Source organism: Enterobacter sp. BNK-14, from assembly GCF_047456095.1.
Classification (GTDB): domain Bacteria; phylum Pseudomonadota; class Gammaproteobacteria; order Enterobacterales; family Enterobacteriaceae; genus Enterobacter; species Enterobacter kobei.
This window is the reverse complement of sequence record NZ_CP179897.1, coordinates 3,515,676-3,530,408: the sequence shown is the minus strand read 5'-3', so window position 1 is coordinate 3,530,408 and position 14,733 is coordinate 3,515,676. Positions and strand designations below refer to the sequence as shown.

General features: G+C 55.8%; 11 protein-coding genes. 10 read left to right on the top strand and 1 reads right to left on the bottom strand.

What is annotated here, in order from left to right; all coding sequences use genetic code 11:
* Nucleotides 1–13 precede the first annotated feature (13 nt).
* The 4 genes from araD to rluA all read left to right on the top strand — a co-directional run bounded on the left by araD (nucleotide 14) and on the right by rluA (nucleotide 6,891).
* Complete coding sequence (araD, locus tag ACMGGM_RS16790; RefSeq protein ID WP_014882513.1) at nucleotides 14–709, top strand: L-ribulose-5-phosphate 4-epimerase; 696 nt, start codon at nucleotides 14–16, stop codon at nucleotides 707–709.
* A gap of 115 nt (nucleotides 710–824) precedes the next feature.
* Complete coding sequence (polB, locus tag ACMGGM_RS16785; RefSeq protein ID WP_063943967.1) at nucleotides 825–3,182, top strand: DNA polymerase II; 2,358 nt, start codon at nucleotides 825–827, stop codon at nucleotides 3,180–3,182.
* A gap of 129 nt (nucleotides 3,183–3,311) precedes the next feature.
* Entirely contained in the window at nucleotides 3,312–6,218 is a 2,907-nt protein-coding gene (rapA, locus tag ACMGGM_RS16780; protein WP_014882511.1) for an RNA polymerase-associated protein RapA, read from the top strand.
* A 13-nt stretch (nucleotides 6,219–6,231) separates the two neighbouring features.
* On the top strand, nucleotides 6,232–6,891 hold the full coding sequence (gene rluA, locus ACMGGM_RS16775; RefSeq protein ID WP_014882510.1) for a bifunctional tRNA pseudouridine(32) synthase/23S rRNA pseudouridine(746) synthase RluA: 660 nt from the start codon (nucleotides 6,232–6,234) through the stop codon (nucleotides 6,889–6,891).
* A gap of 30 nt (nucleotides 6,892–6,921) precedes the next feature.
* On the opposite strand, the gene djlA is transcribed toward rluA, so the two are convergent.
* Nucleotides 6,922–7,737 carry a co-chaperone DjlA gene (gene djlA, locus ACMGGM_RS16770; RefSeq protein WP_014882509.1) on the bottom strand — a complete coding sequence of 272 codons (816 nt, stop codon included), beginning with the start codon at nucleotides 7,735–7,737 and terminating at the stop codon, nucleotides 6,922–6,924.
* 239 nt (nucleotides 7,738–7,976) lie between these two features.
* On the opposite strand from djlA, the gene lptD reads away from it, so the two are divergent.
* From lptD to apaH, 6 genes are read left to right on the top strand one after another with little or no spacing between them, the layout of a single operon-like run.
* Nucleotides 7,977–10,328 carry an LPS assembly protein LptD gene (lptD, locus tag ACMGGM_RS16765; RefSeq protein ID WP_014882508.1) on the top strand — a complete coding sequence of 784 codons (2,352 nt, stop codon included), beginning with the start codon at nucleotides 7,977–7,979 and terminating at the stop codon, nucleotides 10,326–10,328.
* Between the two features lie 53 nt (nucleotides 10,329–10,381).
* On the top strand, nucleotides 10,382–11,668 hold the full coding sequence (surA, locus tag ACMGGM_RS16760) for a peptidylprolyl isomerase SurA (protein WP_014882507.1): 1,287 nt from the start codon (nucleotides 10,382–10,384) through the stop codon (nucleotides 11,666–11,668).
* On the top strand, nucleotides 11,668–12,654 hold the full coding sequence (gene pdxA / locus ACMGGM_RS16755) for a 4-hydroxythreonine-4-phosphate dehydrogenase PdxA (RefSeq protein WP_014882506.1): 987 nt from the start codon (nucleotides 11,668–11,670) through the stop codon (nucleotides 12,652–12,654). The genes surA and pdxA overlap by 1 nt, the downstream gene beginning before the upstream one ends.
* Nucleotides 12,651–13,472, top strand: coding sequence for a 16S rRNA (adenine(1518)-N(6)/adenine(1519)-N(6))-dimethyltransferase RsmA (gene rsmA, locus ACMGGM_RS16750; RefSeq protein ID WP_008502020.1), 822 nt, complete (start codon nucleotides 12,651–12,653; stop codon nucleotides 13,470–13,472). The genes pdxA and rsmA overlap by 4 nt, the downstream gene beginning before the upstream one ends.
* A 3-nt stretch (nucleotides 13,473–13,475) precedes the next feature.
* Entirely contained in the window at nucleotides 13,476–13,853 is a 378-nt protein-coding gene (gene apaG, locus ACMGGM_RS16745) for a Co2+/Mg2+ efflux protein ApaG (protein ID WP_014882505.1), read from the top strand.
* A gap of 4 nt (nucleotides 13,854–13,857) precedes the next feature.
* Entirely contained in the window at nucleotides 13,858–14,706 is an 849-nt protein-coding gene (gene apaH / locus ACMGGM_RS16740; RefSeq protein ID WP_014882504.1) for a bis(5'-nucleosyl)-tetraphosphatase (symmetrical) ApaH, read from the top strand.
* Nucleotides 14,707–14,733 lie beyond the last annotated feature (27 nt).

Genomic DNA, 14,733 nt, shown 5'->3' with positions numbered 1-14,733 from the left:
CAGGGAGACAACAATGTTAGACGATCTCAAACGACAGGTGCTCGAAGCCAACCTGGCGCTGCCGAAACATAACCTGGTGACCCTGACCTGGGGCAACGTCAGTGCCGTTGACCGCGAAAAAGGTGTGTTCGTGATCAAGCCTTCTGGCGTGGATTACACGGTGATGACGGCAGACGATATGGTGGTGGTCAGCATCGAAACGGGTGAAGTGGTGGAAGGCAACAAAAAACCCTCCTCCGATACGCCTACCCACCGTCTGCTGTATCAGTCATTCCCGACCATCGGCGGCATCGTGCATACCCATTCGCGTCACGCCACCATCTGGGCGCAGGCGGGCCAGTCCATTCCGGCCACGGGTACCACCCACGCGGATTACTTTTACGGCACCATTCCCTGCACGCGCTTAATGACCGAGGCGGAAATCAACGGTGAGTACGAGTGGGAAACCGGCAACGTGATTGTCGAAACCTTCGAAAAACAGGGTATCGACGCGGCGCAGATGCCTGGCGTGCTGGTGCACTCCCATGGTCCCTTCGCCTGGGGTAAAAACGCGGAAGACGCGGTACATAACGCCATCGTGCTGGAAGAGGTCGCCTATATGGGGATCTTCTGTCGCCAGCTCGCGCCGCAGCTACCGGATATGCAGCAAACCCTGCTGGATAAGCATTACCTGCGCAAGCACGGCGCGAAAGCGTATTACGGGCAGTAGCTTGTAGGCCGGATAAGCGCAGCGCCATCCGGCAAAACAGACACTGTATAAAACCCCAGCAAACACCCCTTAACCAGGCTATAATCAAGCCTGGTTTTGTTTATGGGATAACGGTGTGACGCAGGCGCAAGAAGGCTTTTTACTGACCCGGCACTGGCGGGATACGCCTCAGGGCACTGAGGTTGAATTCTGGCTGGCGACGGACAGCGGCCCGTTGCACGTAACGCTGCCGCCGCAGGAGTCCGTGGCGTTTATTCCTGGATCGCACGTCGAAAAAGTCAAACAACTGCTGCGCGGCGAAAACGGCTGGCGCATCACCCCTCTTGAGCTGAAAGATTTCCACCGTCATCCGGTATACGGCCTTTACTGTCGCGCCCATCGTCAACTGATGCGCTATGAAAAGCTGCTGCGCGAGGCGGGCGTAACGCTTTACGAAGCGGATATCCGTCCCCCCGAGCGTTTCCTGATGGAACGGTTTATTACCGCGCCCGTCTGGGTGGATGGCACAGCGCAAAACGGTCGCCTCGTTAACGCTCGTCTGAAGCCTAACCCGGGCTATCGCCCGCCGCTAAAATGGGTCTCCCTGGACATTGAAACTACCCGCCACGGCGAGCTGTACTGCATTGGCCTGGAAGGCTGCGGCGATCGGGTTGTGTACATGCTTGGGCCGCCAAATGGCGATTCGTCCGCGCTGGATTTCCGGCTTGAATATGTCAATAGCCGACCCCAGCTGCTGGAGAAGCTTAACCAGTGGTTTGCCGACTACGATCCCGATGTCCTGATCGGCTGGAACGTGGTGCAGTTCGACCTGCGCGTGCTGCAAAAACATGCCGAGCGGTATCGCATTCCGCTGATACTCGGGCGCGGCAACAGCGAGCTGGAGTGGCGCGAGCACGGCTTTAAGAATGGCGTCTTCTTCGCCCAGGCCAATGGCCGCCTGATTATCGACGGCATCGAGGCACTGAAATCCGCCTTCTGGAACTTCTCGTCATTCTCTCTTGAAGCCGTAGCGCAGGCGCTGCTTGGCGAGGGCAAATCCATTGACAATCCCTGGGACAGAATGGATGAGATTGACCGACGCTTTAACGAAGATAAACCGGCGCTCGCCACCTATAACCTGAAAGATTGCGAGCTGGTTACGCAGATTTTCCACAAAACCGAGATCATGCCATTCCTGCTGGAGCGCGCGACGGTAAACGGCCTCGCGGCCGACAGGCACGGCGGCTCGGTAGCGGCCTTTAGCCACCTCTATTTCCCCCGCATGCACCGGGCAGGGTACGTTGCCCCCAACCTCGGGGACGTACCGCCACAGGCCAGCCCCGGCGGGTATGTGATGGACTCCCGGCCAGGGCTTTACGATTCGGTGCTGGTTCTGGATTATAAAAGCCTGTATCCGTCGATTATCCGCACGTACCTGATTGACCCGGTGGGGCTGGTGGAAGGGATGGCGCAGCCGGACGACGCGCACAGCACTGAAGGCTTTCTCGGCGCCCGTTTCTCGCGTGAAAAACACTGCCTGCCTGAAATTGTGGGAAACATCTGGCACGGGCGCGACGAGGCGAAGCGTCACGGCAATAAGCCCCTCTCGCAGGCGCTGAAAATCATTATGAATGCCTTTTACGGCGTGCTGGGCACCAGCGCCTGCCGCTTTTTCGACCCCAGACTGGCGTCATCCATCACCATGCGCGGGCATGAAATCATGCGTCAAACCAAAGCGCTGATTGAATCCCGGGGCTATGACGTCATTTATGGCGATACCGACTCCACCTTTGTCTGGCTGAAAGCCGCCCATTCTGAAGAGGACGCCGCGCGAATCGGCAAAGAACTGGTCGCCTTCGTGAACGCCTGGTGGCGCGAAAGTTTGCAAAAAGAGCGGTTAACCAGCACGTTAGAACTGGAATTTGAAACCCATTTCGCCCGCTTTTTAATGCCCACCATTCGCGGTACCGACCAGGGCAGTAAGAAGCGCTACGCCGGGCTGATTCAGGAAGGTGACACGCAGCGGATGGTGTTCAAAGGGCTGGAGACGGTGCGCACCGACTGGACCCCGCTGGCGCAGCAGTTCCAGCAAACGCTTTACCTGCGGGTATTCCGCAATGAGCCCTATCAGGATTACGTGCGCGAAACCATCGCCAGCCTGATGGCGGGTGAGCTGGATAACCAACTGGTTTACCGCAAACGCCTGCGCCGCCCGCTGGCAGAGTATCAACGTAATGTGCCTCCCCACGTACGCGCCGCGCGCCTGGCGGATGAAGAGAACGTGAAGCGCGGCCGCGCCCCGCAGTATCAGAACCGAGGAACGATCAAATACGTCTGGACAATTAACGGTCCGGAACCGGTGGATTATCAATACTCACCGCTCGATTACGATCACTACCTGACGCGTCAGCTTCAGCCGGTCGCCGACGGAATTTTGCCCTTCATCGACGACGATTTTGCTACACTAGTGACAGGGCAACTTGGCCTATTTTGACACGTGACGAAATGGCTGCCATCCAGTACCATAGCGCCCTTTCCATTCCCGGACCCATTTTTCGATGACCGTCTTTTTTTGACGGGGGTCGAACTATTGCCTGCAATTAAAGATTAGAGCCGAACAACTATGCCTTTTACACTTGGTCAACGCTGGATCAGCGATACAGAAAGCGAACTTGGATTAGGAACCGTCGTTGCCGTCGATGCGCGTATGGTTACCCTCCTCTTCCCTGCCACCGGTGAAAACCGCCTGTACGCTCGCAATGACTCCCCTGTAACCCGCGTGATGTTCAATCCGGGTGACACCGTGACCAGCCATGACGGCTGGCAGCTCAAGATTGAAGACGTAAAAGAAGAGAATGGACTGCTCGCTTACATTGGTACGCGTCTTGATACAGACGAAGCCAATGTCATCCTGCGTGAAGTGCTGCTCGACAGCAAACTGGTTTTCAGTAAGCCGCAGGACCGCCTGTTTGCCGGGCAAATTGACCGTATGGATCGCTTCTCGCTGCGCTATCGCGCGCGCAAGTTCCAGAGTGAACAGTATCGCATGCCGTGGAGCGGCCTGCGCGGTCAGCGCACCAGCCTGATCCCCCACCAGCTGAATATCGCCCATGACGTGGGCCGTCGCCATGCCCCTCGCGTACTGCTGGCCGATGAAGTGGGCCTGGGTAAAACCATTGAAGCGGGTATGATCCTGCATCAACAGCTGCTTTCCGGTGCCGCCGAGCGCGTGCTGATCGTGGTGCCTGAAACCCTGCAGCACCAGTGGCTGGTCGAGATGCTTCGCCGCTTTAACCTGCGCTTCTCCCTGTTTGACGACGAACGCTATGCCGAAGCGCAGCACGACGCCGACAACCCGTTTGAAACCGAACAGCTGGTCATTTGCTCCCTGGACTTCGTGCGCCGCAGCAAGCAGCGTCTCGAGCACCTGTGCGACGCCGAGTGGGACATTATGGTCGTTGACGAAGCGCACCATTTAGTCTGGAGCGAAGACGCGCCAAGCCGCGAGTATATGGCTATCGAACAGCTTGCGGAGCGCGTCCCTGGCGTCCTGCTGCTGACCGCAACGCCGGAACAGCTGGGTCTGGAAAGCCACTTCGCCCGTCTGCGCCTGCTTGACCCAAACCGTTTCCACGATTTCGGGCAGTTCGTGGAAGAACAGAATAACTACCGTCCGGTCGCGGATGCCGTGGCCATGCTGCTGGCAGGCAATCGTCTTTCTAATGAGGAACTCAACACCCTGAGCGAGCTGATTGGCGAGCAGGATATTGAACCGCTGCTGCAGGCCGCGAACAGCGATAGCGATAACGCGGAGCCTGCGCGTAAAGAGCTCATCGACATGCTAATGGACCGCCACGGCACCAGCCGCGTGCTGTTCCGCAACACCCGTAACGGCGTGAAAGGGTTCCCGAAACGCGAGCTGCATACCATCAAGCTGCCGCTGCCCACCCAGTATCAGACGGCGATCAAAGTCTCTGGCATTATGGGCGCGCGCAAAACCCAGGAAGAGCGCGCCCGCGACATGCTCTACCCGGAACAAATCTACCAGGAATTTGAAGGCGATACCGGCACCTGGTGGAACTTCGACCCGCGCGTGGAGTGGCTGATGGGCTACCTGACCGCCCACCGCTCCCAGAAGGTGCTGGTGATCTGCGCCAAAGCGGCTACCGCGCTGCAGCTGGAGCAGGTGCTGCGCGAGCGTGAAGGTATTCGCGCTGCCGTGTTCCACGAAGGGATGTCCATCGTTGAACGTGACCGCGCCGCGGCATGGTTCGGTGAAGAAGACAGTGGCGCACAGGTTCTGCTGTGCTCGGAAATCGGTTCTGAAGGCCGTAACTTCCAGTTTGCCAGTAATCTGGTGATGTTCGATCTGCCGTTCAACCCGGATCTGCTGGAACAGCGTATCGGTCGTCTGGATCGTATCGGCCAGGCGCATGATATTCAGATCCACGTGCCGTATCTGGAAAAAACTGCCCAGTCCGTGCTTGTGCGCTGGTTCCACGAAGGTCTGGATGCGTTTGAGCATACCTGCCCGACGGGCCGCACCATTTACGATCAGGTGCATAGCGATCTGATCGGCTACCTGGCCGCACCGGAAAACAGTGACGGGTTTGACGATCTGATCAAATCCTGCCGCGAGAAGCATGAAGCGCTGAAAGCGCAGCTTGAGCAGGGTCGCGACCGCCTGCTGGAAATTCACTCCAACGGCGGTGAGAAAGCGCAGGCGCTGGCTGAAAGCATTGAAGAACAAGATGATGACACCAGTCTGATCAGCTTCTCCATGAACCTGTTCGACATCGTCGGTATTAACCAGGACGATCGCGGCGAGAACCTGATTGTCCTGACCCCGTCCGATCACATGCTGGTGCCGGATTTCCCGGGCCTGCCGGAAGATGGTTGTACTATCACCTTCGAGCGTGATGTGGCGCTGTCCCGCGAAGATGCTCAGTTCATCACCTGGGAACACCCGCTGATCCGTAACGGACTGGATCTGATCCTTTCCGGCGATACCGGTAGCAGCACGATTTCACTCCTCAAGAACAAGGCACTGCCGGTGGGTACGCTGCTGGTAGAACTGATCTACGTTGTGGAAGCCCAGGCACCGAAACAGCTCCAGCTGACCCGCTTCCTGCCGCCAACGCCTGTGCGTCTGCTGCTGGATAAAAACGGTACCAACCTGGCAGGGCAAGTTGAATTCGAGAGTTTCAACCGTCAGCTGAGCGCGGTGAATCGCCATACGGGCAGCAAGCTGGTGAATGCGGTACAGCAGGACGTGCATGCCATTCTGCAGCTGGGCGAAAGCCAGATCGAGAAAGCGGCCCGTGCGCTGATCGATGCTGCACGCACCGAGGCCGATGAGAAACTCTCAGCGGAGCTGTCCCGTCTGGAAGCGCTGAAGGCGGTGAACCCGAACATCCGTGACGATGAACTGGCTGCCATTGAAAGCAACCGTCAGCAAATTATGGAAAGCCTGAATCAGGCGGGCTGGCGACTGGACGCATTGCGTCTGATTGTTGTCACGCATCAGTAAGCGGAGCAAAAAAATGGTAATGGAGCCCTACAATCCGCCGATGGATCCCTGGCTGGTCATCCTGTATCAGGATGAACACATTATGGTAGTTAACAAGCCGAGCGGCCTGTTGTCCGTACCGGGGCGTCTGGATGAGCACAAAGACAGCGTGATGACGCGCATTCAGCGCGATCATCCACAGGCGGAATCTGTGCATCGTCTGGATATGGCAACCAGCGGCGTGATTGTGGTGGCGCTCAATAAAGCGGCGGAGCGCGAGCTGAAGCGCCAGTTCCGCGAGCGCGAGCCGAAGAAGCAGTACGTGGCGCGCGTCTGGGGACATCCTGCACAGGCAGAAGGGTTGGTGGATCTGCCGCTGATCTGCGACTGGCCGAACCGGCCTAAGCAGAAGGTCTGCTATGAAACCGGCAAGGCCGCGCAGACCGAGTATGAAGTGCTGGAGTACGCACCGAATAACACCGCGCGCATACTCCTTAAGCCGATTACCGGACGTTCACACCAGCTGCGCGTGCATATGCTTGCGCTAGGTCATCCGATTTTAGGCGACCGGTTTTACGCGCCGCCGGAAGCGCTGGCGTTAGCGCCGCGTCTGCAGCTTCACGCCCAGACGCTGACCATTACCCATCCGGCCTTCGGTAACACGATGACGTTTAACGCCCCGGTGGACTTCTGAAAAAAGGGCCCGACAGTGTCGGGCCCTTTTTTATTTGAAACCTTTCTTCTCTTTAATCAGCTCGTAAGCCTTCTGAATTTCCTGCGCTTTCTGCTTCGCCATCTCCATCATTTCCGGCGGTAAGCCTTTCGCGACCAGTTTGTCCGGGTGATGCTCGCTCATCAGCTTGCGATAGGCGCGTTTGATGGTGGTTTGATCGTCAGTGGGTTTCACGCCAAGTACGTTGCACGCATCGTCCAGCGTCGGTCCACGCTGCGCCTGCTGCCATGCACCGCCGGAAGACTGCTGGTGATACCCCCCGCCAAACTGCGCGCCGCCCTGCATCATGCGTAAGAACTGGTCGAACTGCATTCGGGAGATGCCCAACTCTTCTGCAATGACGTACAGAACATCACGTTCATTAGGGTGCAGTGAACCGTCAGCAAACGCCGCCTGGATTTGAATTTCCAGAAACATCCGAATTAAATCAAAACGTCCGAAGCAGATGCTGCGGAACTGACGCATTTTTTCACGCAGCGGATAGTTATCTGATTTCCCAATGCGAAACGCATTCTGCGCGGCCACACGGGATTCACCATGCAAATTCATGCGGTCCATAAAGATGCTGGCGATTTGAATATCGGCTTCGGTCACGCGGCCTTTGGATTTGGTTAAATGCCCCATGACTTCAAAGGTGGTGGAGAAAAAGAGTGACTGGCGCTCGCGCTGATTCGCAAACCAGGCCATTTTGCGGCTGCGCGCCTTATCAAACATATGACCGATAATGAGCCCAAGCACGATTCCCCAGAACCCGGCACCCATGATGATGGCGAACGCAACGCCGATTATTTTACCCCAATACTGCATATACTCCCCGGATAGTCATATTCCTGGCCGACGCAACGTCATCATCACAGTGTTCAAGCCACGGTCAATTGAAGGACATCGCCTATAATTTGCTTTATCATACTCGTCATTCGATAGCGAGCCTAACACTCTGGCACGCAAACGGGCAGGATTAACGCTGGTACTGCGCTGATGAGTAAGATAGTCTCTGAGCGTTTGTAAGCCGTAGCCACTGATGACGGAACAATAAAATACAACGTATGAAAAAACGTATCCCCACCCTTCTGGCCACAATGATTGGCACCGCCCTGTACAGTCAACAGGGGCTGGCGGCCGATCTCGCCTCGCAGTGTATGCTTGGCGTTCCAAGTTATAATCGCCCACTGGTGCAGGGTGATACAAATAGCTTGCCGGTAACCATTACTGCAGACAGTTCTAAGGGTACTTATCCTGACAACGCCACGTTTACGGGCAATGTGGATATTAACCAGGGCAATAGCCGCCTGCAGGCAGATGAAGTGCAGTTGCACCAGAAGCAGCCGGAAGGCGCGGCCGAGCCGGTACGAACGGTGGATGCGCTGGGTAATGTGCACTATGACGACAATCAGGTCATCCTGAAAGGTCCGAAAGCCTGGTCAAACCTGAATACGAAAGATACTAACGTCTGGGAAGGTGATTACCAGATGGTGGGTCGCCAGGGACGCGGTAAAGCGGACCTGATGAAACAGCGCGGTGAAAACCGCTATACGATCCTGGAAAATGGCTCCTTTACCTCCTGTTTGCCAGGGTCAAACACCTGGAGCGTGGTCGGGAGCGAAGTGATCCACGACCGTGAAGAGCAGGTCGCGGAGATCTGGAACGCCCGCTTTAAGCTGGGTCCGGTACCGGTATTCTACAGCCCTTATCTTCAGCTTCCCGTGGGTGACAAGCGTCGCTCGGGCTTCCTGATCCCTAACGCCAAATACAGCACCTCGAACTACTTTGAGTTCTACCTGCCGTATTACTGGAACATCGCGCCCAACATGGACGCCACGATCACGCCGCACTATATCCATAAGCGCGGCAACGTCATGTGGGAGAACGAGTTCCGCTACCTGACTCAGGCCGGTGCGGGTCTGATGGAGCTGGATTATCTGCCGTCAGATAAAGTCTTCCAGGATGAGCACCCGACCGAAGGCGACAAGCACCGCTGGATGTATTTCTGGCAGCATGCAGGGGTACTGGATCAGGTCTGGCGTTTTAACGTCGACTATACCAAGGTCAGCGATCCTTACTACTTTAATGACTTTGACTCCAAGTACGGTTCAAGTACCGATGGTTATGCCACGCAGAAATTCAGCGTTGGCTATGCGATTCAAAACTTTAACGCCACGGTGTCAACCAAGCAGTTCCAGGTCTTTAATACCCAAACAGCAAGTACCTACGGTGCTGAACCGCAACTGGACGTGAACTGGTACCAAAACGATGTCGGTCCTTTCGACACCCACGTCTACGCTCAGGCGGTGCATTTCGTTAATACCAACTCGGATATGCCAGAATCCACACGCGTTCATATTGAGCCGACGGTCAACCTGCCCTGGTCAAATGACTGGGCAAGTCTGAATACCGAAGCCAAGCTCATGGCGACGCACTATCAGCAGAAAAATCTGGACTGGTACAACAATCGCTATGGTACCGATCTTGAAGAATCAGTAAACCGTACGCTTCCCCAGTTTAAGATGGACGGTAAACTGATTTTCGAACGTGATATGGCACTCCTGGCGGATGGCTATACTCAGACGCTTGAACCGCGTATGCAGTATCTTTACGTGCCTTATCGCGATCAGAGCAAGATTCAGAACTACGACTCCTCTTTCCTGCAATCGGACTATAGCGGCCTGTTCCGCGACCGTACCTACGGTGGTCTCGACCGAATTGCTTCCGCTAACCAGTTAACGACCGGTGTCACAACGCGCGTTTATGATGAATCTGCCGTTGAACGTTTTAACGTTTCTGTTGGTCAAATTTACTATTTCACCGAGTCTCGTACGGGTGATGACGACATTAACTGGGAGAAAGACAACAAAACGGGTTCACTGGTGTGGGCGGGTGATACCTACTGGCGCATGACCGATCGCTGGGGTCTGCGCGGTGGGTTGCAGTACGATACGCGACTGGACAATATCGCGACGAGCAGTGCAGCTATTGAATACCGTCGCGATGAAGACCGTATGATGCAGTTGACGTACCGTTATGCCAGTCCGGAATATATTCAGGCGACATTGCCGAACTACGCCAATGCTGACCAATACAAAGATGGGATTTCGCAGGTGGGTGGCGCAGCAAGCTGGCCTATCGCCGATCGCTGGTCAATCGTAGGCGCTTACTACTTTGACACTAACGCCAATAAACCTGCTGACCAGATGGTGGGTCTGCAATATAACTCCTGCTGTTATGCGCTGCGTGTCGGCTACGAACGTAAGCTTAACGGCTGGGATACTCAAAACAATCAGAGCAAATACGATAACGTGATTGGCTTTAATGTCGAACTGCGCGGCCTGAGTTCCAACTACGGCCTGGGCACCCAGCAGATGCTGCGTTCGAACATCCTGCCATACCGTAGTTCCTTGTAATGTATTTGATTTACAACGTAATCCGCTTTGCGGTTAATTGAAATGGAAAAAGTATGAAGAACTGGAAAACGCTGCTGCTCGGTGTCGCTATGGTTGCGAATACCAGCTTCGCGGCCCCCCAGGTTGTTGATAAGGTCGCCGCTGTTGTTAACAACGGCGTCGTTCTCGAAAGTGACGTTGACGGTCTGATGAAATCTGTGAAGCTCAATTCGGGCGAAGCAGGTCAGCAACTTCCGGATGACGCCACGCTGCGCCATCAGATCCTGGAACGACTGATCATGGATCAGATCGTTCTGCAGATGGGTCAGAAAATGGGCGTGAAGGTGACTGACGAGCAACTCGATCAGGCCATCGCTAACATCGCAAAGCAAAACAACATGTCTCTGGATCAGATGCGCAGTCGTCTGGCCTATGACGGCATCAGCTACGCCACCTACCGCAACCAGATCCGTAAAGAGATGCTGATTTCGGAAGTGCGTAACAATGAAGTCCGTCGTCGCGTCACGATCCTGCCGCAGGAAGTGGACGCGCTGGCAAAACAGGTGGGTAACCAGAACGATGCGAGCACAGAGCTGAACCTGAGCCACATTCTGATCCCACTGCCAGAGAACCCAACCTCCGATCAGGCTGCGGAAGCAGAAAGTCAGGCACGTTCTATTGTCGAACAGGCGCGTAACGGCGGCGACTTTGGCAAGCTGGCTATCACCTACTCCGCTGACCAACAGGCGCTGAAAGGCGGCCAGATGGGCTGGGGACGTATTCAGGAGCTGCCATCCATCTTTGCCCAGGCGCTGAGTACGGCGAAGAAAGGCGATATCGTGGGTCCAATCCGTTCCGGTGTGGGCTTCCACATTCTGAAAGTGAACGATCTGCGTGGTCAGAGCCAGAACATTTCCGTGACTGAAGTTCACGCTCGTCATATTCTGCTGAAACCGTCACCGATCATGACTGACGATCAGGCACGTGCGAAGCTGGAGCAGATTGCGGCAGACATTAAGAGCGGTAAAACCTCGTTTGCCAATGCCGCGAAGGAGTTCTCTCAGGATCCAGGCTCTGCTAATCAGGGCGGCGATCTGGGCTGGGCTGCAGCAGATATTTACGATCCTGCCTTCCGCGATGCGCTGATGAAGCTGAACAAAGGCCAGATCAGTGCTCCGGTACACTCTTCATTTGGCTGGCATCTGATCGAGCTGATGGACACCCGTAACGTGGATAAAACGGATGCGGCGCAGAAAGACCGCGCTTACCGTATGCTGTTTAACCGTAAGTTCTCTGAAGAAGCGGCAACCTGGATGCAGGAACAACGCGCCAGTGCTTACGTGAAAGTTCTGAGTAACTAATGAAACCGCATCGTGTTGTGATCACCCCCGGCGAACCCGCCGGGATTGGGCCAGACCTCGTTGTCCAGCTCGCCCAGCGAAGCTGGCCGGTGGAACTGGTTGTCTGCGCAGATGCAACACTGTTACAAGACCGGGCGAAGCTGCTCGGTCTGCCTTTAACGCTTATTCCTTACGTTGAAGGCCAACAGCCAGCACCACAGCAAGCCGGTACGCTCACGGTTCTTTCTGTCCCTCTTCGTACACCGGTCATTCCAGGCCAGCTCAGCACGGAAAACGGCCACTACGTCGTGGAAACCCTCGCGCGCGCCTGCGACGGTTGCCTGAAGGGTGAATTTGCTGCCCTGATCACCGGCCCCGTGCACAAGGGCGTCATCAACGAAGCGGGTATCCCCTTCACCGGGCACACGGAATTCTTTGAAGAGCGCTCGCACAGCCCGAAAGTAGTGATGATGCTGGCGACGGAGGCAATGCGCGTTGCGCTCGTGACCACCCATCTGCCTGTTAAGGCCATTCCTGATGCCATCACCCCGGCACTGCTGCGGGAGATCATCGGGATCCTGCATCATGACCTGCAAACCAAATTCGGCATCAAACAGCCACACGTTCTGGTTTGCGGCCTGAATCCGCATGCGGGAGAAGGTGGACACATGGGCACCGAAGAGATCGACACCATTATTCCGGTGCTTGAAGAAATGCGCGCTAAAGGGATGAATCTTAGCGGGCCGCTCCCTGCGGACACGCTTTTTCAGCCGAAATACCTGGATAATGCCGACGCCGTCCTCGCGATGTACCACGATCAGGGCCTGCCCGTGCTAAAATACCAGGGCTTTGGCCGCGGGGTGAATATCACCCTCGGTTTACCCTTTATTCGAACGTCCGTTGACCACGGTACTGCGCTGGATCTGGCAGGACAGGGGAAAGCGGATGTCGGCAGTTTTATTACGGCGCTTAATCTCGCCATCAAAATGATTGTTAATACTCAATGACTAATCGAGTCCATCAGGGCCACTTAGCCCGAAAACGCTTCGGGCAAAACTTCCTCAACGATCAGTTCGTGATCGAAAGCATTGTTTCGGCTATTAATCCGCAAAAAGGTCAGGCTATGGTCGAAATCGGTCCGGGCCTTGCTGCACTGACCGAGCCGGTAGGCGAACGCCTCGACGAGCTGACCGTCATCGAACTGGACCGCGATCTTGCCGCACGCCTGCAAACGCACCCGTTCCTCGGACCGAAGCTGACCATCTACCAGCAGGACGCCATGACCATGAACTTTGGCGAACTGTCGGAGAAAATGGGTCAGCCGCTGCGCGTCTTCGGCAACCTGCCGTACAACATCTCCACGCCGCTCATGTTCCACCTGTTTAGCTATACTGATGCCATTGCCGATATGCACTTCATGTTGCAAAAAGAGGTGGTTAACCGTCTGGTTGCAGGGCCGAACAGTAAAGCGTATGGTCGTTTAAGCGTGATGGCACAATATTACTGTAACGTGATCCCGGTACTCGAAGTGCCGCCGTCAGCGTTCACACCACCACCGAAAGTGGATTCAGCGGTTGTGCGCCTTGTGCCACATAAAACGAAACCCTATCCGGTTAAAGATCTGCGTGTCCTCAGCCGCATTACCACAGAAGCCTTTAACCAGCGCCGTAAAACGATCCGTAACAGCCTGAGCAATTCATTTACCGTTGAGGTGTTAGCCGAGCTGGGGATCGACCCGGCAATGCGTGCGGAGAACATTTCCGTAGAGCAGTACTGCAAGCTGGCTAATTACATCAGCGAAAATGCGCCGCCGAAGGAGAGTTAAGCCATGATTGATTCGCCCCGCGTATGTGTCCATGTACAAAGCGTCTATGTTGAATCGCAATCCTCACCCGATGAAGAGCGTTTTGTCTTTGCTTACACCGTGACCATTCGCAATCTGGGGCGGATGCCCGTGCAGCTGCGCGGGCGCTACTGGCTTATCACCAACGGCAATGGCCGCGAAATCGAAGTTCAGGGTGAAGGTGTCGTGGGCGAACAGCCCCACATCGCCCCTGGCGAAGAGTACCAGTACACCAGCGGTGCGGTGATTGAAACGCCGCTGGGTACCATGCAAGGCCATTACGAAATGGTCGACGTCGATGGCAATGTGTTCCGCGTTGCTATTCCTGTGTTCCGTCTCGCCGTAACCACACTCATTCATTAATCTAATGTCTACATATCTGATTGGCGACGTTCACGGTTGCTACGATGAACTGATCGCATTGTTAAAACAGGTCGACTTTACGCCAGGGCAGGACACCCTCTGGCTGACGGGCGATTTAGTCGCGCGCGGCCCGGGCTCGCTTGAGGTTTTACGTTTCGTCAAATCGCTGGGCGATAGCGTGCGCATGGTGCTGGGCAATCACGATCTCCATCTGCTGGCCGTGTTTGCCGGGATCAGCCGCAACAAGCCTAAAGATCGCCTCACTCCGCTGCTGGAAGCGCCAGACGCGGACGATCTGATTAACTGGCTGCGCCGTCAGCCCTTGTTGCAGGTCGACGAGGATAAAAAACTGGTCATGGCCCATGCCGGGATCACCCCGCAATGGGATCTTGAGACGGCAAAAACCTGTGCGCGTGACGTAGAAGCGGTACTGGCGAGCGACTCGTATCCCTTCTTCCTGGATGCCATGTACGGCGATATGCCGAACCACTGGAGCGAAGAGCTCAGCGGTCTGGCCCGCCTGCGCTTTATCACCAATGCGTTCACCCGCATGCGATTCTGCTTCCCGAACGGGCAGCTGGACATGTATTCCAAGGAAACGCCGGAAAGCGCGCCTGCCCCCCTCAAACCGTGGTTTGCCATTCCGGGGCCGGTAACAACCGAATACAGCATAGCGTTTGGTCACTGGGCGGCACTGGAGGGCAAAGGCATGCCAGAGGGTATCTACGGTCTGGATACCGGCTGCTGCTGGGGAGGCGAGTTAACCTGCTTACGCTGGGAAGATAAAGCTTACTTCGTGCAGCCATCCAACCGACAGCAGGACTCAGGGGAGAGTGAGGCCGTCGCCTCCTGATGAATCCCCCTCACCCAGGGTGAGGGG

What these genes read in the sequence shown, in the direction of transcription:
- apaG (WP_014882505.1), top strand. Translation starts at nt 13,476, where the DNA reads ATGATTGATTCGCCCCGCGTATGTGTCCATGTACAAAGCGTCTATGTT.
- djlA (WP_014882509.1), bottom strand. Translation starts at nt 7,737, where the DNA reads ATGCAGTATTGGGGTAAAATAATCGGCGTTGCGTTCGCCATCATCATG.
- rapA (WP_014882511.1), top strand. Translation starts at nt 3,312, where the DNA reads ATGCCTTTTACACTTGGTCAACGCTGGATCAGCGATACAGAAAGCGAA.
- rsmA (WP_008502020.1), top strand. Translation starts at nt 12,651, where the DNA reads ATGACTAATCGAGTCCATCAGGGCCACTTAGCCCGAAAACGCTTCGGG.
- araD (WP_014882513.1), top strand. Translation starts at nt 14, where the DNA reads ATGTTAGACGATCTCAAACGACAGGTGCTCGAAGCCAACCTGGCGCTG.
- lptD (WP_014882508.1), top strand. Translation starts at nt 7,977, where the DNA reads ATGAAAAAACGTATCCCCACCCTTCTGGCCACAATGATTGGCACCGCC.
- surA (WP_014882507.1), top strand. Translation starts at nt 10,382, where the DNA reads ATGAAGAACTGGAAAACGCTGCTGCTCGGTGTCGCTATGGTTGCGAAT.
- rluA (WP_014882510.1), top strand. Translation starts at nt 6,232, where the DNA reads ATGGTAATGGAGCCCTACAATCCGCCGATGGATCCCTGGCTGGTCATC.
- pdxA (WP_014882506.1), top strand. Translation starts at nt 11,668, where the DNA reads ATGAAACCGCATCGTGTTGTGATCACCCCCGGCGAACCCGCCGGGATT.
- apaH (WP_014882504.1), top strand. Translation starts at nt 13,858, where the DNA reads ATGTCTACATATCTGATTGGCGACGTTCACGGTTGCTACGATGAACTG.